The 21,550-nt window shown below is 66.5% G+C and carries 23 protein-coding genes; 12 read left to right on the top strand and 11 right to left on the bottom strand.

The window, feature by feature from the left end:
* Positions 1-73: 73 nt before the first annotated feature.
* Positions 74-478, top strand: a complete 405-nt coding sequence (locus WBV89_RS14585) for a putative quinol monooxygenase (RefSeq protein WP_423982081.1) — start codon at positions 74-76, stop codon at positions 476-478.
* Between the two features lie 60 nt (positions 479-538).
* Here the strand turns inward: WBV89_RS14585 and WBV89_RS14590 are convergent, their stop codons facing one another.
* From WBV89_RS14590 to WBV89_RS14600, 3 genes are all read right to left on the bottom strand, one after another.
* Positions 539-832, bottom strand: a complete 294-nt coding sequence (locus WBV89_RS14590) for a carboxymuconolactone decarboxylase family protein (RefSeq protein WP_423982082.1) — start codon at positions 830-832, stop codon at positions 539-541.
* Positions 833-856: 24 nt separating this feature from the next.
* Complete coding sequence (locus tag WBV89_RS14595) at positions 857-1,042, bottom strand: carboxymuconolactone decarboxylase family protein (RefSeq protein WP_423982083.1); 186 nt, start codon at positions 1,040-1,042, stop codon at positions 857-859.
* A gap of 67 nt (positions 1,043-1,109) precedes the next feature.
* Positions 1,110-3,269: a molybdopterin-containing oxidoreductase family protein gene (locus WBV89_RS14600; protein WP_423982084.1), complete on the bottom strand. Its 2,160-nt coding sequence runs from the start codon at positions 3,267-3,269 to the stop codon at positions 1,110-1,112.
* Positions 3,270-3,418: 149 nt separating this feature from the next.
* Here WBV89_RS14600 and WBV89_RS14605 point away from each other — a divergent pair, with 149 nt between their 5' ends.
* The 4 genes from WBV89_RS14605 (at position 3,419) to WBV89_RS14620 (ending at position 7,761) form a co-directional block, all read left to right on the top strand.
* Positions 3,419-4,402 carry a TIGR03621 family F420-dependent LLM class oxidoreductase gene (locus tag WBV89_RS14605; protein WP_423982085.1) on the top strand — a complete coding sequence of 328 codons (984 nt, stop codon included), beginning with the start codon at positions 3,419-3,421 and terminating at the stop codon, positions 4,400-4,402.
* A gap of 91 nt (positions 4,403-4,493) precedes the next feature.
* Positions 4,494-5,582 (top strand): LLM class flavin-dependent oxidoreductase, encoded by a 1,089-nt coding sequence (locus WBV89_RS14610; protein ID WP_423982086.1) that lies wholly within the window; start codon positions 4,494-4,496, stop codon positions 5,580-5,582.
* Positions 5,583-5,662: 80 nt separating this feature from the next.
* Positions 5,663-6,949 carry a cytochrome P450 gene (locus WBV89_RS14615; protein WP_423982087.1) on the top strand — a complete coding sequence of 429 codons (1,287 nt, stop codon included), beginning with the start codon at positions 5,663-5,665 and terminating at the stop codon, positions 6,947-6,949.
* Positions 6,946-7,761, top strand: coding sequence for an SDR family NAD(P)-dependent oxidoreductase (locus WBV89_RS14620; RefSeq protein ID WP_423982088.1), 816 nt, complete (start codon positions 6,946-6,948; stop codon positions 7,759-7,761). The genes WBV89_RS14615 and WBV89_RS14620 overlap by 4 nt, the downstream gene beginning before the upstream one ends.
* Before the next feature lie 42 nt (positions 7,762-7,803).
* Here WBV89_RS14620 and WBV89_RS14625 read toward each other — a convergent pair whose 3' ends face one another.
* On the bottom strand, positions 7,804-8,367 hold the full coding sequence (locus tag WBV89_RS14625; protein ID WP_423982089.1) for an MOSC domain-containing protein: 564 nt from the start codon (positions 8,365-8,367) through the stop codon (positions 7,804-7,806).
* Positions 8,368-8,462: 95 nt separating this feature from the next.
* Here WBV89_RS14625 and WBV89_RS14630 point away from each other — a divergent pair, with 95 nt between their 5' ends.
* Positions 8,463-8,999, top strand: a complete 537-nt coding sequence (locus tag WBV89_RS14630) for a VOC family protein (protein ID WP_423982090.1) — start codon at positions 8,463-8,465, stop codon at positions 8,997-8,999.
* A 35-nt stretch (positions 9,000-9,034) separates the two neighbouring features.
* On the opposite strand, the gene WBV89_RS14635 is transcribed toward WBV89_RS14630, so the two are convergent.
* From WBV89_RS14635 to WBV89_RS14650, 4 genes are all read right to left on the bottom strand, one after another.
* Positions 9,035-10,780 (bottom strand): PEP-utilizing enzyme, encoded by a 1,746-nt coding sequence (locus WBV89_RS14635; RefSeq protein WP_423982091.1) that lies wholly within the window; start codon positions 10,778-10,780, stop codon positions 9,035-9,037.
* 111 nt (positions 10,781-10,891) lie between these two features.
* Positions 10,892-12,457, bottom strand: coding sequence for an AMP-binding protein (locus WBV89_RS14640; RefSeq protein ID WP_423982092.1), 1,566 nt, complete (start codon positions 12,455-12,457; stop codon positions 10,892-10,894).
* Positions 12,458-12,463: 6 nt separating this feature from the next.
* Positions 12,464-12,883: a nuclear transport factor 2 family protein gene (locus tag WBV89_RS14645; RefSeq protein ID WP_423982093.1), complete on the bottom strand. Its 420-nt coding sequence runs from the start codon at positions 12,881-12,883 to the stop codon at positions 12,464-12,466.
* 93 nt (positions 12,884-12,976) lie between these two features.
* The gene (locus WBV89_RS14650; RefSeq protein WP_423982094.1) at positions 12,977-13,477 is read right to left on the bottom strand and encodes a VOC family protein; all 501 of its coding nucleotides are present in this window, start codon (positions 13,475-13,477) and stop codon (positions 12,977-12,979) included.
* Between the two features lie 200 nt (positions 13,478-13,677).
* Here WBV89_RS14650 and WBV89_RS14655 point away from each other — a divergent pair, with 200 nt between their 5' ends.
* The 4 genes from WBV89_RS14655 (at position 13,678) to WBV89_RS14670 (ending at position 17,477) form a co-directional block, all read left to right on the top strand.
* Positions 13,678-15,033 carry an aromatic ring-hydroxylating oxygenase subunit alpha gene (locus WBV89_RS14655; RefSeq protein WP_423982095.1) on the top strand — a complete coding sequence of 452 codons (1,356 nt, stop codon included), beginning with the start codon at positions 13,678-13,680 and terminating at the stop codon, positions 15,031-15,033.
* Positions 15,026-15,424 (top strand): Rieske (2Fe-2S) protein, encoded by a 399-nt coding sequence (locus WBV89_RS14660; RefSeq protein WP_423982096.1) that lies wholly within the window; start codon positions 15,026-15,028, stop codon positions 15,422-15,424. Before WBV89_RS14655 ends, WBV89_RS14660 begins: the two co-directional genes overlap by 8 nt.
* Positions 15,425-15,540: 116 nt before the next feature.
* A complete protein-coding gene (locus tag WBV89_RS14665; protein ID WP_423982097.1) occupies positions 15,541-16,638 on the top strand; it encodes a phosphotransferase family protein in 1,098 nt (365 codons plus the stop codon).
* Entirely contained in the window at positions 16,635-17,477 is an 843-nt protein-coding gene (locus tag WBV89_RS14670; protein ID WP_423982098.1) for a glucose 1-dehydrogenase, read from the top strand. Before WBV89_RS14665 ends, WBV89_RS14670 begins: the two co-directional genes overlap by 4 nt.
* A 48-nt stretch (positions 17,478-17,525) precedes the next feature.
* Here WBV89_RS14670 and WBV89_RS14675 read toward each other — a convergent pair whose 3' ends face one another.
* The 3 genes from WBV89_RS14675 to WBV89_RS14685 all read right to left on the bottom strand — a co-directional run bounded on the left by WBV89_RS14675 (position 17,526) and on the right by WBV89_RS14685 (position 19,892).
* Complete coding sequence (locus tag WBV89_RS14675; RefSeq protein WP_423982099.1) at positions 17,526-18,398, bottom strand: LLM class F420-dependent oxidoreductase; 873 nt, start codon at positions 18,396-18,398, stop codon at positions 17,526-17,528.
* An 85-nt stretch (positions 18,399-18,483) separates the two neighbouring features.
* A complete protein-coding gene (locus WBV89_RS14680) occupies positions 18,484-18,972 on the bottom strand; it encodes a nuclear transport factor 2 family protein (protein WP_423982100.1) in 489 nt (162 codons plus the stop codon).
* Positions 18,973-19,004: 32 nt separating this feature from the next.
* Positions 19,005-19,892 (bottom strand): LLM class flavin-dependent oxidoreductase, encoded by an 888-nt coding sequence (locus WBV89_RS14685; RefSeq protein WP_423982101.1) that lies wholly within the window; start codon positions 19,890-19,892, stop codon positions 19,005-19,007.
* A gap of 601 nt (positions 19,893-20,493) precedes the next feature.
* On the opposite strand from WBV89_RS14685, the gene rplJ reads away from it, so the two are divergent.
* Positions 20,494-21,036 carry a 50S ribosomal protein L10 gene (gene rplJ / locus WBV89_RS14690; protein WP_423982102.1) on the top strand — a complete coding sequence of 181 codons (543 nt, stop codon included), beginning with the start codon at positions 20,494-20,496 and terminating at the stop codon, positions 21,034-21,036.
* A gap of 96 nt (positions 21,037-21,132) precedes the next feature.
* Positions 21,133-21,513, top strand: coding sequence for a 50S ribosomal protein L7/L12 (rplL, locus tag WBV89_RS14695; protein WP_423982103.1), 381 nt, complete (start codon positions 21,133-21,135; stop codon positions 21,511-21,513).
* Positions 21,514-21,550: the final 37 nt, after the last annotated feature.

Here is a 21,550-nt window from a genome sequence, read left to right on the forward strand (position 1 = left end):
CGGGAAGAGTTCACGAGATCGGCGGTTGTGCTCGACCTCGTCGGCGACGATGGGGCTCCTTTACCATCGGGTGATGGCAACGCTGCTGGCACACATCACCGTGAAACCGGGATCCGAGGATGCGTTCGAGGAGATCGCACGGACGCTGTACGAGCGGACCCACGCCGACGAACCCGAGGTGCGCCGGTACGAGTACTGGCGCGGCTCCGATCCGCGGACGTACTACACGCTGCTGTCGTTCGACGACCACCACGCGTTCATCGAGCACCAGACCAGCGATCACCACGAGACCGCATCTCCGGCGATCGGCGCATCGGTCGAGAGCCTTCGTCTCGAATGGGTCGACCCCATCGCGGACGCGAGTCCGCTGACGGCCACCGACATGCAGCCGGCACCCGACGGCGCGAACGAACTGGTCGTGACCTACACCGATCGCTTCGCCGCCGACGTCGCCGAATGGTGGCTCGCCCAACGCTGACGGTCATCCGGTGTCAGGCACACGATGACCGGACAACTGGTGCCCGACACCAGTTGTCCGTCAGCCGGTCGGGGGTTCGCGGCTCCACAGGACGTCGAAATCGCGTGCGATGTCGAGCACCTGGAACGCCCGTCCCATGCCGACACAGAATCCGACGAGGGTCGTCAGGTCGAGGATCTCGACGTCGGAGAACACGGCGTGCAGCTTCTCCCACATCGCGTCGCCGATCGCCGTGTGGTCGATCGCGAATTGTTCCGCGAACGCCGCTGCCACCTTCTCGCGTTCGGTGAACTCGTCATGGTTGCGGAAGTCCTCGACCGCCGCGTAGAGCTCGTCACTCAGTCCTTGCTGCATCGCCGATGCCGCGCGTGTGTTCAGTCAAACATGACACTCGTTGAGTTGGGCGACGCGCATCCGCGCGACCTCACGTTCGCGGACCGACAGGCTCGTCTGCGCGTACACCGCTTCGCCCATCGCGCCCATCGCCGCGCCGAGATGGGGTGCGAGCTGCCAGATGCGCTTGGCCTCCATGCCCTCGCCCTCGGGGATGTTGATCTTCGCCATCAGGACTCCTTGTGGTCGCGCTGTGTCATCGCGTGGGGCCGGCTCGGGGATTCGCGGGGTCGTTCGGTCATGCGACGGCCTCGGTCGCCTTCGCCACGGCGACGGGAATCGCGCTCGACACGACCATCCCGGTCACCGGATCATGGCCGACGTCGACGGACACGAGACGGCTCGTCGGTGAGCCGATCTCGCGCACCTTCTCGTCGGTGAGCGAGCGTCCGCCCCACGAGTGGGCCATGGAGATCACACCGCGTTTCACGTCGTCGGCCGGCTCGACGACACCGAGCAGTGCGGCGCTCGGTGAGCTGATCTCGATCACGTCGCCGGATTCCAGACCGAGCTCGGCGACGTCGGCTGGGTTCATGTAGGCGGGGTTGGTGGTGCCCTTGCGGGCCAGTCCCGGCAGTTCGGTTCCAGTCGAGTTGAGGACGTGCTTGAGTCGCCGACTGACCAGGCGGAACGGGTAGCCCGAGACGTCGGTGCCGGCGAACGTGTCGCCGGTCTCGGCGAGCACCTCGGCAAGCTCGGCCATCAGATCGTCGGGGGCGGGGGTGAACCGGGCGGACGCACCGTCCTCGGCGGCATCGACGACGAGCTTCTTGTCGAGGTGCACGGTGCGGAGGTTGGATCGGACCTCGTCGAGCGGCATCCGCGAGCCGTGGTACGTGCGGTCGATCATCTCGTCGGTGCTCGGTCGCACGGTCATGTCGGGTGTGCCGCCCGGGAGGGGCAGCGTGCTCCCGAGCCGTGAGGCGAGCTCCCAGAACACCTCCCACTCGTTGAGGACATCGCCGTCGCGTTCGACGACCGCCTCGGTGTAGTTCGTGTATGGCGCCCGAAACCATCGGTCCATCAGGTGCGGGACGTCGGCGCGTTCGAGCGGGAGCGTCGGTGCGACCACGTAGTCGGCGAGTTCGGCCGTCGGCGTCATCCGATAATCGATGACGACCAGGAGGTCGAGTGCCTCCATTGCCTTCATCGTCAACTCGTGGTCGGGGAACGCGACGACCGGGTTGCCACCGCTCACGATCAGCGCCCGGATCTGGCCGTCACCGGGGGTGAGGATCTCCTCGGCGAGCGTCGCCGCCGGCATCTCCCCGCGGTAGCCGCGCAGGTTGCGGATCCGCGCCTCGGGGCCGTTGGCCGGGTTGCGCGGCGCCGTCGCCTGGGCGCGGTGAGGCATCTCCGGGTACAGCAGCAGACCATTCTCCAACAGGTCGCCCTCGCGGTTCACGCGACCCAGGATCGTGTTCAGCACGACCGTCATGTGCTCGGTGAGGCTGGAGTGTGCGGCCATGTTCGGCCCGGTGCCGGTGCCCGCGGTGCCACGCGGTCCGGCCGCGAACATCCGAGTGGCTGCGACGATGTCGTCGGGATCGAGTTGGGTCCGTTCGGCCACCACGTCGAGGGTGAAGCCGGACACGGCGGCTTCGAGCTCGCCCATCTGGTCGATCCAGCGCTCGCAGAACTCGTGATCCTGCAGGCCCTCCTCGAGCACGATGCGGATCATGCCGGCGAGCAGCGTGGTGTCCTGGCCGGGACGGACCTGGAGATGGATGTCGGCGAAGCTCGCGAGTTCGGTCCGGCGTGGATCGATCACGATCAACTTCATGCCCTCGGCCTTGCGGCGGCGCATGACCGTGAACGGGTTGGTGCCCTGCAGCCCACCGATCGGGGCGTAGGACGACACCATCGAGTTGTATCCGATGGCCATGTGGACGTCGGAGTCGGTGAAGGAGTGGTAGCCCGCCTCCCAGCCGCCGAGACGGAGCATCGCGAGGCCCTTGGCCGGTTGGTCGATCGTGACCGAGGTGTAGAACGACACCGAGTCGAGTCCCTGATGGAACGCGCGGGCGGCTCCGACCGCCACCGAGTTCTGATAGCCGCCGGTCCCGGTGTACGAGGCGACCGCACGCGGGCCGTGGGTGTCGATGATCTCGCGCAACTTCGTCGCGATCTCGTCCATCGCCTCGGTGCTGGACGCTTCCTCGAAGGTCCCGTCGGGGCGACGGCGCAGCGACATCTTGATCCGTTTGGGGTCGGCCATCTGGTCCGGGATCTGGCGTCCCTTGATGCACGTGTACCCCTCGAACAACGGGTCGTCCATCACGCCGCGCACTGCGCGGACCCGGTTGTCCTCGATGTCGACCTCCATCGGACATGCGGCGTGGCAGACGCGGCAGAACGTGTGCTTGGTCTCGACTCCAGTCGGAGTGTCGGTTTCCATCTTCGGCTCCCTCGAACGTCCGGTGACTTTCCGTACGTCCATAAAGTATCTCGTGGGCTATGTTCGCCACGCAGCGGACCGGGAGCGGTCCGCGCACGTCACGACAAGGGGTCACACATGCAGGTCATGCAGCGTTCGGGAGCAACTCGATGAGTCGTCCGTTCCGGTTCGGAGTCCAGAGCTATGCCGCGGAAAGCGCACAGGATTGGCGTGACCAGGCCGCGCGTGCCGAGGCGCTCGGGTTCTCGACGTTCAGCGTCGCCGACCACGTGATCGGGCCCGGCCCGGCGCTCGCTGCGACCAATCATCCGGTCCAGAACGTCGCCGCGATCCCCGCGATGGCGGTCGCGATCGAGGCGACCGAGACGATCAATGTCGGCGCCCGGGTGTTCTGCACCGACTACCGCCAGCCGGTGATGTTCGCCAAGGAACTCGCCACGCTCGACTTCTTCTCCGACGGGCGCCTCGAGCTCGGGCTCGGCTGTGGATGGTTGCAGGGTGAGTACGAGGCGATGGGTCTGCAGTGGGACCGCCCCGGCATCCGCCTCGACCGTTTCGAGGAGACGATCGACGTGATCCGCCAGCACTTCGGCGACGGGCTGGTCGACATCAGCGGCGAACATGTCACGGCATCCGGATTCGAGGGGCTGCCGAAACCTGCGAAGGGGATGCCGCCGATCATGATCGGGGGCGGCGCGAAGCGGGTCCTGGGGATCGCCGGACGCGAGGCCGACATCGTGAGCCTGAACTTCAACAACAGCTCGGGCAAGATCGGCCCCGCCGGCGTCGGCAGCAGTACCGCCGAACTCACGGCGCAGAAGATCGACTGGATCCGCGCCGGAGCCGAGGAGCGCACCGATGGACGTGGGTTCGACGACATCGAGATCGAGATCGGCGCCTACTTCACCGTCGTCACCGACCAGCGCGACGCGACGCTCGGCCAGATGGCTCCGATGTTCGCGCTCGAGCCCGAGCAGCTCGCCGAGCACCCGCACGCGCTGATCGGGTCGGTCGATTCGATCTGCGATCAGATCGTCGAACGGCGCGAGACGTACGGCATCTCGTACGTCACCTTCGGAGCGTCGAACGCCGAGGCGACCGCACCGATCGTCGAACGTCTCGCCGGGACCTGAGCCGGTACCGCGTCGCGGCCGTTCCCGCCCCGTCCATTCATCCGAATCCACCTGCAACAACCGCACAGCACCACCCAGATCGAGAGAGTTCATGAAAGTCGGCATCGCCCTTCCGTCCCAGTTCCCGTGGGACAGCACCGCACAGATGTTGGAGGTGTACGAGCAGGTCGGATTCGACTCGTACTGGTCCCCTGACCACTTCCTGGGCGTGTTCCACCCGGACCTGTGGAGCGAGACCCCACTGTCCGCGCTGGCCGCCGACCCCGATGCGTTCTACGACCCGTTCTGTTACGGCGCCGTCGTCGGCACGATGACCGATCGGCCGTTCGGGATCTCGGTCACCGACGCCACCCGTCGCGGCGCCGCCGACCTGGCGCGCACCGCGCTCACGCTCAACGACCTCAATCCCGGTGGGTTCATCCTCGGCATCGGCTCCGGTGAGGCCGAGAGTCTGCTCCCGTTCGGGTACCCGTTCGACAAGCCGGTCGGTGTACTCGAGGACGTGCTGCGTGACCTGCGTTCGCTGCTCGACACCGGCAAGATGGCCGACGGCGGCGTCGGCCGGATGGGGCTCCCGCTCCAGGCCGAAGGCCGAGGCAGCCCGCCGGTGTGGGTCGCTGGACATGGGCCGCGAATGCTGCGCCTCACCGGTCAGTACGGCGACGGGTGGATCCCCGCGTGGTGGATGAAGCCCGAGGAATACGGCGAGAAGCGCCAGGTCGTGGCCGAGCACGCGGCCGCCGCCGGGCGGCCTGCGCCCGAGAACGCGTTGCTCCCGTTCGTGCTGTTCGCCGAGAGCCAGGACAAGGCCGCCGAGATGTTCGAACGTGAGCCGCTCGGCAAGCTGTTCGGGCTGTTCGCGATGGGTCACATCTGGGAATCGCACGGCCTGCAGCATCCGCTCGGCAACGACTCGAAGGGTTTCGTCGACGTGATCATCCACGACCTCCACGCCGACGACCTGCGCGATCTCGCCGACACGATCCCCTTCGACATGGTGAAAGAGGTGCTGTTCATCGGCAACAAGGAAGAGCTCGCCGCGCAGTTCGAGGGCTACGCCAAGAACGGCCTGGAACACATCGTGCTCGCCAACATCACCGGCGTCGTCGGTGGGATGGACGAGATCATGGCGCGGGGAATGGAGCTGCCGATGCTGAAGGGCGTGCTCTCCGAGCTCTGACGGCACGACGACCGACCACGACCCACCTGACGACCTGACGACTGCCCGTAACCGACCGATCTCTTCGTGAGGAGACACCGATGACCGACCTCAAGACGTTCAACCCATTCGATCCCGAAGCACTGCAGTGCCCGTTCCCGCACTACGCACAGATGCGCGAGGAACAACCTGTGCTGCTCCTCGAGTCGATGGGGATGTACCTCGTGACGCGCCACGATCTCGTGCTGAAGGTGATCCGCGACGTCGAGACCTACTCGTCGGAGTTCGGCGTGTCGAGCGGAGGGTTCTCGGGCGAGGCGCGCGACCGGATGGCCGAGGTGGTGGCGGACGGATACCCGCGCGTGTCCACGATGCTCACCGCCGACATGCCCGACCACACCCGCTACCGGCGGTTGGTGTCCAAGGCGTTCACGCCGAAGGTGATCGCCGAACTCGAACCGGTCATCCGGTCGATCACCACGCGGCTGCTCGACGCCTGGTTCGACGGCCGATCCGATGACGCGCCGATCGAGCTCGAGTTCGTCGAGCGGTTCGGTGTGCCGCTTCCCGTCGAGGTGATCGCACACGCCCTCAACGTTCCCGACGAACGGCTCGTCGACTTCAAGCGGTGGTCCGACGATTCGATCGCGGGCATCGGGACCAACATCACGCTCGACCAACGGATCGAAGCTGAGCGTGGGGTCAACGAGTTCCAGCACTACTTCGCCGATCAACTCGAGCAGCGCAAGCTCGCTCCCCAGGACGATCTGCTGACGAACCTGCTCAACGCACGTGTCGACGACGATGATCCGGACATCACCGACAAGCGCCCGCTCGACATGCCCGAGATGCTCAGCATCGTCCAGCAGTTGCTCGTCGCAGGAAATGAAACGACCACCAAGCTCCTCACCGAGACGGTGCGGTTGCTTGCCGAGAACCCGGACCAGTGGCAGGCGCTCCAGGACGACCCTGGCCGCGCTCCGGCGGTGGTGGAAGAGGCGCTGCGATTGTCGACACCGACACAGGGGATGTTCCGCATCTCGACGAGGGATCACGAACTGGAGGGGGTGCGCATCCCGAAGGGCGCGCAGATGTTGATCCTCTTCGCGTCGGCCAACCGCGACCCCGAGCTGTTCGGTGAACCGGACGCGTTCGACCCCGATCGTGACAACCTCCGCGATCACCTCGCCTTCGGCAAGGGGATCCATTTCTGCCTCGGTGCCGCTCTGTCGCGGCTGGAAGGAAAGGTCGCCCTCGAGGAGTTCACCCGGCGTGTCGAACGCTTCGAGCTGGCTGACTCCAACGAGTTCGACTACTTCCCGAGCTTCATGCTCCGTGGGCTCAAACGGCTCGACGTCGAGGTGACCCCGAAGGTGGCAGAGCGATGAGCGGCGCACTGGACGGAAAGATCGCCGTCGTCACGGGATCGAGCCGCGGGATCGGTCGCGGCACAGCGATCGCACTCGGTGAACAGGGAGCGACGGTGTACATCACCGGACGCAGCATCGGCGACGGTGAGCTGACCATCGACCGCACCGCGGAACTCGTCGACGAGGCGGGCGGAACCGGGATCCCGGTGCGGACCGACCACGGCAACGACGACGAGATCGCCGCGCTGTTCCAGCGGATCGGGACCGATCAGGCCAAGCTCGACATCCTCGTCAACAACGTCTACAAGATCCCGAGCCCGCCCGCGTGGGGCGGTGGCTTCTGGGACCATCCCGTGTCGATCTGGGACGATCAGGTCGGCATCGGGCTGCGTTCCCACTACGTCGCGTCGTGGCACGCCGCGCCACTGTTGTTCGCCGCGGGACCGGGTGGAATGATCTGCAACGTGTCGTCGCCCGGTGGGCAGAGCTATCACTTCAGCTCGTCGTATGGAGCGGGCAAGGCCGGACTCGATCGGCTCGGTGCCGACATGGCGATCGAGCTGGAACCGAAGGGCGTGGCGTGCGTGACGTTGTACCCGGGAACGGTCTCGACCGAGTTCATCGTCGAGTCGTCAGGTGTCCGTGACATCGACATGGAGGGTGCTCAGACGCCGCTGGTCGTGGGACGATCGGTCGCCGCGTTGGCGAGCGCATCCGATCTCATGGAGCGCTCCGGATCGATCCAGTGGGTCGAGGACCTCGGTGCCGAATTCGGTCTGGTCGACGAACACGGCCGATCGCCGGCCGCCTACCACCGTCGCAACGAATAGATCCGACAACTGGTGCCAGGCACCAGTTGTCGGAGCGGGTGGTCAGAGCTTGCGGATCGCGTCGCCCTGGCGGATGGTCCCCGGGGTGATCACGCGGGCGTTGATGCCGCGCAGGTGGAGTTCCTTGCCCACCTCGCTGTTCACGAACCGGTGCGCTTCCACCCCGAAGCGTCGGCTGAACTTGGCGCACCCGGTGTGGGGCTGATCGGTGATCTCGATGACGGCGTCACCGATGCCGAGTTTCGTCCATGCCGGCACGTTGGCGTCGGACAGATCCATGTCGACGATCAATTGATCGCCCGCGAGCGGCATCCGCTCGGGCGAACCTGCGACCGCGGCCAGAATCCGTGCATTCATGATGTTGAGCTGCATGTCCGGATGCGGGCTGCCGTCCTCGGTGCGCTTCGAAAATCGTTGGTTCCACGTGTCGCCCTCCAGACCTTCGGCGACGTCGAGGCGGGCCTCGGTCAGCACCACCCGTTCTTCGACGGCGGGACGCTGGACGATCAGCGCGAGGGTTCCCTCCGCCGGAGACGCCCTGACGTGGTCGAGGGTCGCTTCGAGTTGCGCGCGATCGAGATGCTGGACGGCAGCGGTGGAAGCCATGGCGACCATTCTCGCGAACTCGGCGGGCCGAACGGCAGTCGATTGTCGGTCCGTCCGGTCGTCGGTCGGGCAGGCGGATTGCGTACGGTCGGTTCATGGCCAGAACATTCGTCCGAGTTCCGTTCCAGCAGGCGTTCTTCGTGCCCGACATCGCCGTGGCGGTCGACCAGTGGGTCGCGACCACCGGGGCCGGTCCGTTCTTCCTCGCTCCGCACCACAAGACCGACTGGTTCCGCTACCGGGGCGAGGATGTCGAGGCCGACGTGTCCTACGCGTTCGGATACGCCGGTGACATCCAGATCCAGTTCATCGAGCAGCACGATGACACGCCGTCGCTCTACCGCGAGATGTACGCCGACGGTGAGGGCGGGTTCCACCACGTCGGCATCCTCGCCGACGACTGGGACAGCGAACGGCAGCGACTGCTCGACCAGGGCTTCGAGATCGCAACCGAGCTTCGAGCCGACGGTGCGCACGCCGTCTACTTCGACACCCGCGAGGCGATCGGGGCGTACACCGAGGTCCACGACACGCCGAAACGGATCATGGACACGTTCGACCGTTGGAAGGCCGCGCACCGGGAATGGGACGGCCACACCGATCCTCTCCGCGGACGCCTCCCGCCGGCCTGAGCGTTACGTAACGGGTCAGACCCGTTCCGTAACGGTCAGGGGAGTTCGTCGATGGTGACGGTGCCGGCGTCGGCGTCGATGGTGATCATCGCTCCGTCGGGGATGATGTCGGTTGCATCGGCGACCGAGACCACGCACGGCACGCCCAGTTCGCGCGACACGATCATCGCGTGGCTGCCCATCGCACCGACGTTGACGACCACGCCGGCCGCGGGCACGAACAGCGGGACCCACGACGGATCGGTCTGGGGTGCGACGAGGATGTCGCCGGGCTCCAGACCCTCGGGATCGGCCGCATCGAGGATCACGCGGGCTCGCCCGGTCGCCGATCCGCTCGATCCGGCCGAACCGGTCAGCACGGTTCCGACGACGCCTGCCTCCGAGGTGTGGTCACGCGGGGTCATCTCCGACAGGTCGGGGACGCGGCCGTTGACCACGAAGACCGGCTTGCGTTCGAACAGCGTCAAGAACTGTTCGTAGCGGGCGTCGAGGGTCGGAACGATCGTCTCGGGAGCGTGGCGCAGCCGATCGAGCTCGTTGTCGTCGGCCATGAAGATCTTCTCGATCCGGTCGATCACACCTCGTTCGACGAGGCGGCGCGCGTACTCACGCAGCGCGACGCGCATCTCGTTGATGATCGTCACGAGCGTGGTCTTCGCCCGCTCACGCCCGGCGAGGAACAGCTGAGCCGAGCCGAGTGCGGCCTCGAAGGTGCCAGCGGTCTCGGGATCGCCTGCCACCTTCTCGCGGATGTCGGCCACGATGCGATCGCGTTCGACCACCGAGGCGTCGTGGCGGTTGGACGGTGCCTGGCTCTCGTCGGAGCGCCGCATCAGGTCGATCGCAGCGAGTGCGATCCGTGGCTTCACCTCCCATGAGGTCGCGAACAGGTCGTACTCGTTCTGGGCGCGTGAGCCGTGCTCGAAGAGGAACGTGTCGAAGCGCTCGAGGAAGTCGGCGGCGTCCGGGGAGTCGGACGCGCGGAGTTCGTCGAGCACCGCATCCGGGCCGGCCGCGAACGCGGCGCTGACCACCTCGGACGCGGCGGCCACCCGGCCGAGTTCCCACATCGCGTGCGACGGAGCGGCGGAGTCGACCTCGATGCCCGCGAGCAGTCGGATGGCGAGGGTCGGGTCGCCGAGGCCCTCACAGACAGCACCGAGCGCGCCGGGGCCGAGGCCCGACATCGAGGAGTAGCGCATCGCGTTCTCGAAGCTCTGCGACAGCAACGGAACCATCGACCGCGCCCGAGCGAGCAGGGCGGCATCGGTCATCGACGCGAGGTCCGGTCGCTGAGCTCGCTGGAGTCGCGCCATGTCCCGGTCGGCATCGAGCTCGGGGGAGGTGGTCGCCGACATCGCCCACGCCATCGATTCGCCGAGCTTGGCCTCGTTCGACGGCGAGACGTGCCACGGCTGCTCCTCGTACGGAGGAACCTCGTCACGCTCGTCGAAGAATGCCTGGTCGATCATCTCGGGGGAAGCACCGGGCATGCGGGCACCGAGGATGCGGGTCAGCGTCAACGGGTTGTAGACGTACCCACCGAACATCTTGAACAGGTCGGGAGCATCGGGGTTCTCGTACTCGTCGTAGTCGAGGGCTCCGAGGTCGATGTACGCGTCGCGCAGCGCCGGCGACATCCCCTTCAGCAGAACGAGGCTCTTGGCGAGCGGGCTGAACGGGTCGGGAAAGACGTCCGCTGCGTTTCCTCGGGTCCATGCCGGGAACCGCTCACCCAGATCGGAGTCGCCGATCCATCCGTTGTCCTGCTGGTCGCTCATCGTTGTGTTTCCTCTCGCCGAAATGTGACGTCGGTGACACTAGCGACGACACCACCGCGCATCCGGTGTCGAGCGAACCACACCCGATGGCCTCACCCGCGCTTGCGGACGTCAGAGGATTCCGGTGTCGCGGTCGTCCCAGAACGGAGAGCGGAGCTTGGCCTTCTGGACCTTGCCGGTGCCGGTGCGCGGAAGGGCATCGACGAAGTCGTACGAGCGCGGGCGCTTGTATCCGGCGAGGTTCTCGCGACAGAACGCGGTGAGTGTCGCAGCCAGTTCGTCGTCGGCCGAGATGCCGTCGTTGGGAACCACGATCGCCTTGACCTCCTCGCCGAACTCCTCGTTGGGGACACCGATCACCGCGACGTCACCGACCAGCGGATGTCCGCCCAGCGCGTTCTCGATCTCCGCGGGGTAGATGTTCACCCCACCCGAGATGATCATGTCGATCTTGCGGTCGCTCAACCACAGGTACCCCTCGTCGTCGAGGTAGCCGACGTCGCCGGTCGTGAACACGCCCGGTTCGAGATGGCTGTCGGCGGTCTTCTCGGGAGCGTTGTGGTACTCGAAGTCCGTGCCCGACGCGTTGCGGAAATAGAGCGTGCCCGTCTCGTTGGGCCCGAGATGGGATCCATCCTCGCCGACGACGAGGATCTCCATGTTGTCGAGTGGCTGGCCGACGCTGCCACCCTTCTTCATCCAGTTCTCGGAGTCGATCATCGTGATCACCGACCCCTCGGTCGATCCGTAGTACTCGGTGATGACCGGGCCCCACCAGTCGATCATCGCCCGCTTCACGGCGGGCGGGCACGGGGCGGCACCGTGCAGGACGAGGCGCAGCGACGACCCGTCGAAGCCCGCCCGGACGTCGTCGGGGAGGTCGACCATCCGCTTCATCTGTGTCGGGACGAGGTGGATGTTCGTCGCCTCGTACCGGTCGACGAGGTCGAGCACTCCGGCGCTGTCGTACTTGTGTTGCATCACGGTGGACGACCCGCCGAGCATCGGCAGGAACGAATATGCCCACTGCGCGGAGTGGTAGAACGGCCCACACAGCACGGTGCATCCCGGACCGCCGATCTGCTCGGCGAATCCCGCGCCGATCAACAGCCAGATCGACGGATCGGCTCCATCGGGCATGTTGGTCAGCGTCCCGCGAACCCCCTTCGGATTCCCGGTCGTCCCGCTCGTGTAGAACATCGGCCCACCGAAGCTCTGGTTCTCGGGCTCGTCCGGGGAACCGGCCGCGACGAAGTCCTCGTAGCTGCGGAAGCGATCGTTCGTCGGAGCACCGATCACGATCGCGAACTCGACGTCGGCCGAGCGTTCGTCGTCGAGTGCCTTGGCCACTTCGTCGCTGAACTGTTCACCGACGACGACCGCCTTCGATCCCGAGTCACCGAGGACGTATGCGATCTCCGCTGCCACGAGGTGCCAGTTGACCGGGACGTAGACGATTCCGGCGCACGCACATGCGAACGCGACTTCGAACCACTCGTTGCAGTTGCCGCTGACGACGGCGATGGTGTCGCCGGAGCCGATCTCGGCCGCTCGGAAACTGTGGATCAGCCGGTTGACGCGCTCGTCGAACTCGGACCAGGTGAGAGTGCCGTTGTCATCGGCGAGGGCGAGTTGGTCGCCCTTCTCGGAAGCGAACCCGGATGTGAGTGCAGACATCGACGGTCAGGCCCACGCATTCTGGAACGGGGCGGACAGGTCCGGTGGGCCGCCGTACTGGATCACGAGCTCTCGGCTGGCGAACAGCCACTGCTCGTCGACGCGCGTGTAGAGGTCGTCGTAGTAGGCGAGCAGGATGCCCCGCGAGTCGTCGGTGCGGGTCCAGTTCTCCATGATGTAGCTGCGTCCGGATCCGGTGCCCGCTTCCTCGTCGAGGGTGGCCGTCGAGTTGACGACGTTCTGGACGACGGCCTTGAAGCCGTCCATCGCGGAGTTCCAGAGCTCGAGGATCGCGTCGCGCCCCTCGACGCGTCGACCCTTGCCGAGTTCCCACACGGCGTCGGGAGCCCACGTGGACGCCCACTGCTCGGCGTCGCGGTGCACGACGGCGTCGGCATAGCGGTGGGTGAGGTCATTGATGGCCACTCGGCTCATTCGTTGGTCTCCTGTGTGCTGATGGTGTGGTGGAACGGTCATCGCCCAAAAATGCGCGTTGGTGCCTGGCACCGCCGCGCATTGTCATTGGTCGGGTGTTGCGATCATCGGTGCGTTCTCGAGGGCGAACGGAACGGCGGGGTCGAGGATCTCCTGGAGTTCGACGATGTTCCCGTCGGGGTCACGGGCGTAGATCGCACGGATCGGTCCTCCGCTCATCTCCTCGCGCGTCGGCGGGGGACTGTGGAAACTCATCCCGTTGACCGACAGGCGCGCGTACTCGGCGTCGATGTCGACCACGTCGATGCAGAAGTGGGTGTACCCCTGGCTCGCCGGGTTGCGGTCCGGATCGGCAACGGAGCCGACGGGCGATTCGTATTGGAACAGCTCGAGGTGGGCGTTGCCAGCGCGCAGCATCACCTGACGTGCGGCGGAGTCGGTGAGTCCGATCATCCGGTCGACGAGCGGACGGTCGCGCCACGACGTCGCCATCACCTGCTCGAACCCCATCACGTCGGTGTAGAACGCGGTGAGCCGATCGAGGTCGGGCGTGCAGATCGCGACGTGGTGGATGCCCCTGATCATTGCTGCCCCCTGCTGACGTGACTCGGATGTGGTCGATCGATCGGCTGTTTCCCGGACCCGACACACTTGCTGAACAATCATTAGGTTAGTTGTGACCGAGCGGCGCGGCCGCAGCGGAGCGCCGCTGGACGGGCGCTCCAGCCACTGCAGATCGCACCGCCAGTCACCACACCACTCCACCTCGAAGGGACCCGATCCAGATGACCGACACCGTCGAACAACCGGTCGAAGTGCGCGGGATCACCCGCGCCAAGGCCGCCGAGCCCGAACTCGGCAGCGAGCCGATCCTCGGCGATCGCTACTGGACGCCGGAGTTCGCCCGCCTGGAGGCCGACGCGCTCTGGCCTCGCGTCTGGCAGGTCGCGGGCCGCGTCGACCAGATCCCCGACCCGGGTGATTACGTCACGTACGAGATCGGACGTGACTCGGTGATCGCCGTGCGCGGTGAGGATCACCAGGTCCGGGTGTTCTTCAACGTGTGCCAGCACCGTGGGAACCGACTGGTCACCGCCGAGGTCGGATCGCTCGTCGCCGGAGAGTTCCAGTGCGCCTACCACGGCTGGCGCTTCGGGTCCGACGGAAACCTCAACTGGGTTCCCGACGAAGACGACTTCCCGCAGGGCAGCCCGTGCGGGGTCCGCAACCTCGTCGAGATGCCGTCGGACACGTGGGCGGGATTCATCTGGTTCAACATGGACCAGGAGTGCCTCCCGCTCCGCGACTGGCTCGACCCGGTCGCCGAGCACCTCGACGGGTACCGCATGGAGGAGATGAAGCGCACCCACTGGGTCACCGTCGAGGGCGAGTTCAACTGGAAGTGCGTGCAGGACAACTTCAGCGAGAGCTACCACCTCCCGTACGTCCATCCCCAGACGCTGGCATCGATGAACGAGCACCACAGCGGATGCCAGTTCGACCTGTACGAGTCCGGTCACGCGCGCATGCTGATGCCGGGTGGTGGCCCGGGCCCGCAGTACAGCGGCAAGCCCGAACGCACGATCCAGAGCCTGTCCGCGGACCTGGAGTTCTGGGATGTCGACCCCGAGCCGCACCGCGACAACCTGCCGGGGCTGCGCACCGCGCTGCAGGAGGCCAAGCGGCGTCTCGGTGCCTCGAAGGGCTACGACTTCTCGATGTACTCCGACGAGCAGTTGACCGACAACTACCACTACACGGTGTTCCCGAACATCTCGTTCAGCATGAAGCCCGACGGCTGTATCTGGCTGCGCGCGACACCGCACCCCACCGACCCGCAGAAGTGCATGTTCGACATGTGGTACCTGACGCTGTTCCCGGAAGGATCGAGCGAGTACTTCTCGAACTCGATGCGCGACTGGGTGTCGGTCGATCACCAGGCCGAGCACCAGACCGGGATCGCCGGCGAGGTGTCGTGCGGTCCGGGCATCGACCAGGACGTCGCGATCTGGAACACCCAGCAGCAGGGCCTGCGGTCACGGGGTTTCCGCGGCGAGTACATGCCGTGGCAGGAACGACGGATCCGCTACTTCCACGACAACATCGACCGTCTGCTCGCGAAGGGGCCGCTCGGTGGCTGACGACACCGACGACGGTCCGGGCGACGCCCCGATCGAACTGGGCGACCTGAGCGATCTCGCCGATGGACAGATTCGCTGCTTCGAGGACATCGGACCCGACGGCATCGTCGTCTGCCGTGCCGGAGGAGACCTGTACGCGCTCACCGACAACTGTTCCCATGCGGACACTCCGCTGAGCGAGGGGCGGCTCCGCGGCTTCGGCCTCACGTGTCCGCTGCACGGTGCGTCGTTCGACGTCCGCGACGGCTCGCACTCGGGGCCGCCGGCATGGGAAGGCGTCGGATGCCACACGGTGACCGAGTCCGACGGTGTCGCCGTCGTGGTGCTCGCCGGTTCGACGGGACGAGACGACGGTCCGGTGGCCGACGGCAGCCGGATGCAGACGCGTTGAGATTCGGGCGTTCCGATCGCGGCACTCCGGCGAGGCGCTCGAAAAACGCGGCTGATTTGCGCGCTGCGATCACTCCGACACCCGACCGAGCGCGCGCGTCTCACTAGTTTCGCCGCATGACCACGCTCCCAACGACAACGAGTGAGATCACCGCGGACTGGATGACCGAGGCCCTGCGCGGGTCCGGCACGATCGGCGACGACGTGACGGTGGAGGGGGTGCATGCCGACGCCGGCGCGGCTGGGGTCGGATTCATGGGCGAGGTGGCGATCGTCGACGTGCAGTACTCCGGCGACGCGGACGGCGCCCCCGACCGGGTCGTCGCGAAGTTCCCCACGCAGTCTCCCGAGGTCCGCGCGATGATGCATCCGACACGGGTGTACGAGCGCGAGCACCGCTTCTACGAGAACCTCGCCAGTTCGACTCCGGTGCGTACACCCGACGTGTACCACGTGACCTGTGAGGTCTCGGATGAACCCGATGCGGAGCGGTACATGATGCTGCTCGAGGACCTCAGCGGCCTCGAGCTCGGCGATCAGCTCGCGGGGGTGACACCCGAGCAGGCCGAGTCGGCGATGGTCGGCGCCGCTCGCCATCACGCACGCTTCTGGGATCGAGCCGGTCTCGAGGACGCCTCCTACATTCCGACGATCAACGGTCCGTTGAACAAGGCGGGCGAATCGATCTACAACGCGTCGCTCCCCGGCTTCAAGGAGGTGTTCTCTTCGGCGCTGATGCCCGACATGGTGCCGATCGCGGAGGTGTACGGGAGGAACCATCCGCTGTTCCTCGACCGTTTCGCCGCGATGCCGCACACGCTCGTGCACTTCGACTACCGCGCCGACAACCTGTTCTTCGACACCGATGGGTCGGTCGTCGTGATCGACTGGCAATCGATCAGCATCGGTGGCGGGGCGGCCGACATCGGATACTTCCTCGGCCAGAACCTCTCGATCGCCGACCGCCGCGCGCACGAGAACGATCTGCTGCACCGCTACCACGACACGCTGATCAGCGAGGGCGTGACCGGGTACGCGTTCGAACAGTTCTTCCAGGATTACCGGGTCGGGGTCATCTACGGCTGGGTCATCCCGGTGTTCGCCGTCGGGTCGCTCGACACGTCGAGTGAACGGGCGATGGCGCTGTGGACCGCGGTGCTCGAACGCGTCCAGGACGCCATCTTCCACCACAACGCACAGGAGTTCATCGGATGAGCACAGGATCCACAGGCCGTCTCGACGGCAAGGTCGCCGTCATCACCGGCGCCGCGAGCGGGATCGGTGCCGGAACGGCGCGGATGTTCGTTGCCGAGGGAGCGAAGGTCGTCGTCGCCGATCTCCAGGACGGCGCCGGGAAGGCGCTCGTGGCCGAACTCGGGGACGCAACGCGATTCGCTCACTGCGACGTCACGCAGGAAGCCGATGTCGCGGCAGCGGTCGATCTTGCCGTGTCGGAGTTCGGACGGCTCGACATCATGTTCAACAACGCCGGCATCGTCGGCGCGGTGGGCAAGATCTCCGAGATGCCCGCCGACGCGTGGGACCACACGATGTCGATCCTCCTCCGCGGCGTGTTCCTCGGGGTCAAGCACTCGGCCCGGGTGATGCAGCCACAAGGTTCGGGTGTGATCATCAACACGTCGAGCACCGCCGGAATCCTCGGTGGACTCGGCCCGCACGTCTACACCGCGGCGAAGCACGGCGTGATCGGACTGACGAAGTCGGTCGCGAACGAGTTGGCGCCCGACGGCATCCGTGTGAACGCGATCTCACCCGGCAACACGGTCACGGCGATGACTGCCGCGGTCACCACGGGCGACGCCGACAACACCGAGGCCACCGCGGCACAGATCGCGAAGGGGTCCCCGCTCGGCTACGCGGGTGTCCCCGACGACATCGCAGCCGCCGCGCTGTACCTCGCGAGCGATGAGTCCCGCTATGTGTCGGGCCACACCCTGGTCGTGGACGCCGGTCAGACGACGGCGGGGATGACCCCGCAGCGCTTCAACACCGGACCGACCCGCCAGTTCCACGAGGCCGGCCGCATCACCTGACACACGTGGCGGGCCCGGAGCCTTCGTCGACGAGATCGTGCGGCGGGCTCAGGCGCTCGGGAGTTCGAGGCGTTCCGCGACGGTGGAGAAGAAATCGAGGTGCGCATCGATCGAGTCGCGCCCGCCACCCATCGACACGGCACCGAAGTGTGTTCCACCCGCTTGGCGCCAGCGCTGTGCATGCTCGACGGCGGTCTGGGCATCGGACGCTCCGAGTGCGAGATACTCGAGGCCGAAGTCGTCGAGTGACCGGCCGCGTTCCGCAGCTGCGGCGCGCAGGGTGGCGAGGCCACGGGACGCGTGTTCCCATTCGCGGCCGGCAAACATGAAGCCGTCACCGAGGTCGACGCCACGGTGGAAGGCGGGAGGGCTGAAACCTCCCACCCAGATCGGGATCTGTCGTGACGGACCGGGGATCACCACGCCCCGGTCGAGCTGATCGAACTCACCCTCGAACGACGACACGTCCCCGCCCCACAGTTGGCGGAGGAAGGGGATCTGTTCGTTCAAACGGCGCCCGCGCTGCCCGAACGGCTGGCCGAGCGCGTCGTACTCGACGTAGTTCCAGCCGACCCCGACGCCGAGCCGGAGCCGACCCGCCGACAACAGATCGAGGTCGGCGCACTGCTTGGCGACGAGGACCGTCTGGCGCTGGGGCAGGATCAGGACACCGGTCGCGAACTCGAGTCGCTCGGTGATCGCCGAAAGGTAGGCGAACATCACGAACGGGTCGTGGAACGGATCGTCCTCGGTGTACGGACCCCACAGTCGCGGCTCCCGATCGGCGTGCACCGCGCCGACCACGTGGTCGTACGCGAGGAGGTAGTCGAAGCCGAGCGACTCCGCAGCGAGGCCGATCCGGCGGACCGCCTCGGGATCGCCGCGCAGTTCGGTCTGGGGGTAGACGGCTCCGAACTTCATCGGTCGTGCTCCTTCATCTGGTCGGTCGACTGGACGGGCTCTCGCGCGGTGGAGTGGTCGGGCTGGGCCATCCGCTCGTGGTCGTTCACGGGCGGTCCCGGGTTCGGGCGAGTTCCATGATCCGTTCGTTTCCGCGCCGCCACCACACGGTGAGGCGCACCGCGTCGATCCGCCATCGGTCGTCGGCGCACCGCACGAGGCGGTCGTCGTAGAAGCCGCCGATCGTGAACTCCGGAACGGCATCACCCGTCCGCTCGACGAGGTCGTCGGCCCACAGGAAGTGTGCGGCCTGCATGTACACCCGGCAGCGGGCCACGGCCCCGTCGATCTCGACGACCGGATTGCTCATCGTGTGTTGCGTCGCGTCGAGACCGGAGAACAGCGGCGTGACCGCCCCGACCCACGCGTCGACGTCCATCGCCGCCGCCGGCCGACCGTGGTACGACGAGTAGTCGAAGTCGATCGTCGTCGGAGGTTCGACGAAAATCGACCGGTAGCCGGCCCAGTCGCGCTGATCGATTCCGTACGCGAATCGATACACGGTTTCGGCGACGTCGATTCGAGGGTCGTGCACGGTGTTTCTCGATCTGATGGTGTGGTCGTGGGTCAGAGCACGTGTGGTGCGAGTCGGGCGAGCGAGTGGGGTGACATCGGGCTGAGCGAGGCCGACGAGATACCGATCGACTCGAGCCACGCGAGTCCCTCGGCGACGTGTTCGGGGGGACCGAAGAAGCGGCGGAACAACCCGCCTCCGGCTCGCATCGCGTCGCCGACGTTGGTGGTGACCGGGTCGTCGCCGACGCTGAACAGGGTGAACATCGAGATCTCGACATCGGGCCGCACCGCGCGAACGCGTTCGATCAACTCGAGCAGGTGCTCGTCAGGGACGTTCGCCATGATGCCGAGATCGAGCGAGCCGCCCTTGGTCGCCGCGCTCTGGGCCTTGATCTCGACCCGGTCGAGGTGGGGCGTGACCTCGCGGATCGTGCGCGGTCCACCGACGGACCCGATGAGGAGCGGAGCCTCGTCGCCGAGCGGGCCGAGAATCGGGACGTCGATGTCGTAGTGATCGCCGTGGAATTCGCACCGGCCGTCGTGGAGGAGGGCGCGAATGATCTCCGCGGATTCGGCGAACATCCCGGCACGCTCACCCGGAGGCGGGTAACGCAGACCCGCACCGGTGATCTCCTCGTCGGCCCATCCCGCGCCGAGTCCGAGTTCGAACCGTCCGCCGCTCACCGCGTGGAGTTGGAGCGCCGCCTGGGCGACCTCGACGGGAGTCCGCAACAGATTGTTGACGAAGGCCGTCGAGATCGTGACGTCGGCCGTGGCCATCGCCATCGCGGTGGCGCTCACCCAGACGTGTGGGTACCCATGGCGCGAGGTGAACACGTGGTCGGCCACCGAGAGCGCATGCCAGCCCTCCTGCTCCCGTTCGCGCGCCCATGTCGCAGGGTCGACGTCGACGCCGAGCAGATTGACCGTGAACCGCACGCCTCGACCCTACGGATCCGACGCATCGCATTCGGAGTCGGGCGACGAGTTCGCTCAGCCCGACCCCAACCCTCTGCGTGGTCAACGACCACTCCGGGTTGTTCTTCGTGCGGAACCCTGTCAGAATGACGCGAAGACGCCAGATCAGGTGGCTGGAGCGATCCACGCCGGTCCGGTGTCCGAAACCAACAGAGACCGCCCGGTTCGGTGGAGGCGACGGGAAACCACCGGCCGGCGGTCCTCTCGTCGGAAACTCGTCAGTCGCCGGCCGCTGTCTGCCGGACATGCGGGGCGGGATTCCGGACGCGTCGAGTGCGTGTTCGTGGTCCACCGATGCGACCGGTCACCTGGTCGATCGCCCTCGCGGTAGTGGAACGGCGCGGCGCCCCGTAGTCTGGTCGGTCGATCCATACACGGTTCTCGCCGAAGACCGTTGGTCCGCCTCATCCTCGAGGCGGGTAATGACTCCAGGAGTCGCCAACCGAGGTGCATGCCTTCGAAGTTCGTCCGTCCCCTCAGCAGTGAGGTCGGCGATGCGCTCCTCGTCGGTGTTCGCACACGATGCGAGCACCCCGAGTTGCAGCGAGAGGAGGTAATGCACATGTCAGAGAAAACACACGAACCACGCGCCGACAAGGTCGCAGTGGTGGAAGAGGTCACCGCCAAGCTCAACGAGGCTTCGGCAGTGTTCGTCTCGGAATACCGTGGGCTCACGGTGAGTCAGCTCGCTGATCTCCGCAAGCCATTGCGGGAATCCGGCGCCGAACACAAGGTGTACAAGAACACCCTCGTGAAGCTGGCGGCCACCGCGGCCGGAAAAGACGGGCTCATCGAGCACCTGACCGGCCCGACGGCGCTCACATTCGTGAGCGGCGACGTCGCCGCAGCCGCGAAGGCGCTCACCGAACAGGCCAAGGCCACCCCGGCGCTCGTCGTCAAGGGAGGCATGATGGGTGACACCGTCATGTCGGCCGACGACCTGAAGGTCCTCGCCGATCTGCCGCCCCGCGACGTGCTGTTGGCGAATTTCGCCGGAGCACTCCAAGCACCCCTGGTCAAGACCGCAGGTCTGCTCCAGGCGCTGCCACGCAACTTCGCGTACGGCCTCTCCGCCCTCATCGAAGAGCGCGAGAACGCTGCCTGATCCCCGAGACCCCGCTCGACGGGGCTCGATGCCACATCAACGATGCAGCTGGATCAGCCAGCTTCAACGAACGAACGAATCGAAAGAGAGAACACCATGTCCAAGGATGAGATCCTCGACGCAATTTCCAGCCTGACCGTGATCGAGCTCAAGGAGCTCCTCGACGCCTTCGAAGAGAAGTTCGACGTCACCGCAGCGGCCCCGATGGCCGTGGCGGCAGCTGCTCCGGCAGCTGGCGGCGGCGGCGACGCCGGTGGCGACGAGCAGAGCGAGTTCGACGTGATCCTCAACGGCGCCGGCGCCCAGAAGATCCAGGTCGTCAAGGTCGTCAAGGACCTGCTCGGTGTCGGTCTCAAGGACGCCAAGGACCTCGTCGACGGCGCCCCCAAGCCGCTGCTCGAGAAGGCCAGCAAGGAAGATGCCGAAGCCGCCAAGGCCAAGCTCGAAGAGGTCGGCGCTGACGTCGAAGTGAAGTGATCGGACGCCGCCCGTACTGAGGGCGGCATCGCGACTC

Origin of the sequence: Ilumatobacter sp. (assembly GCF_049588435.1) — a bacterium.
In the GTDB taxonomy this organism is placed as follows: domain Bacteria; phylum Actinomycetota; class Acidimicrobiia; order Acidimicrobiales; family Ilumatobacteraceae; genus Ilumatobacter_A.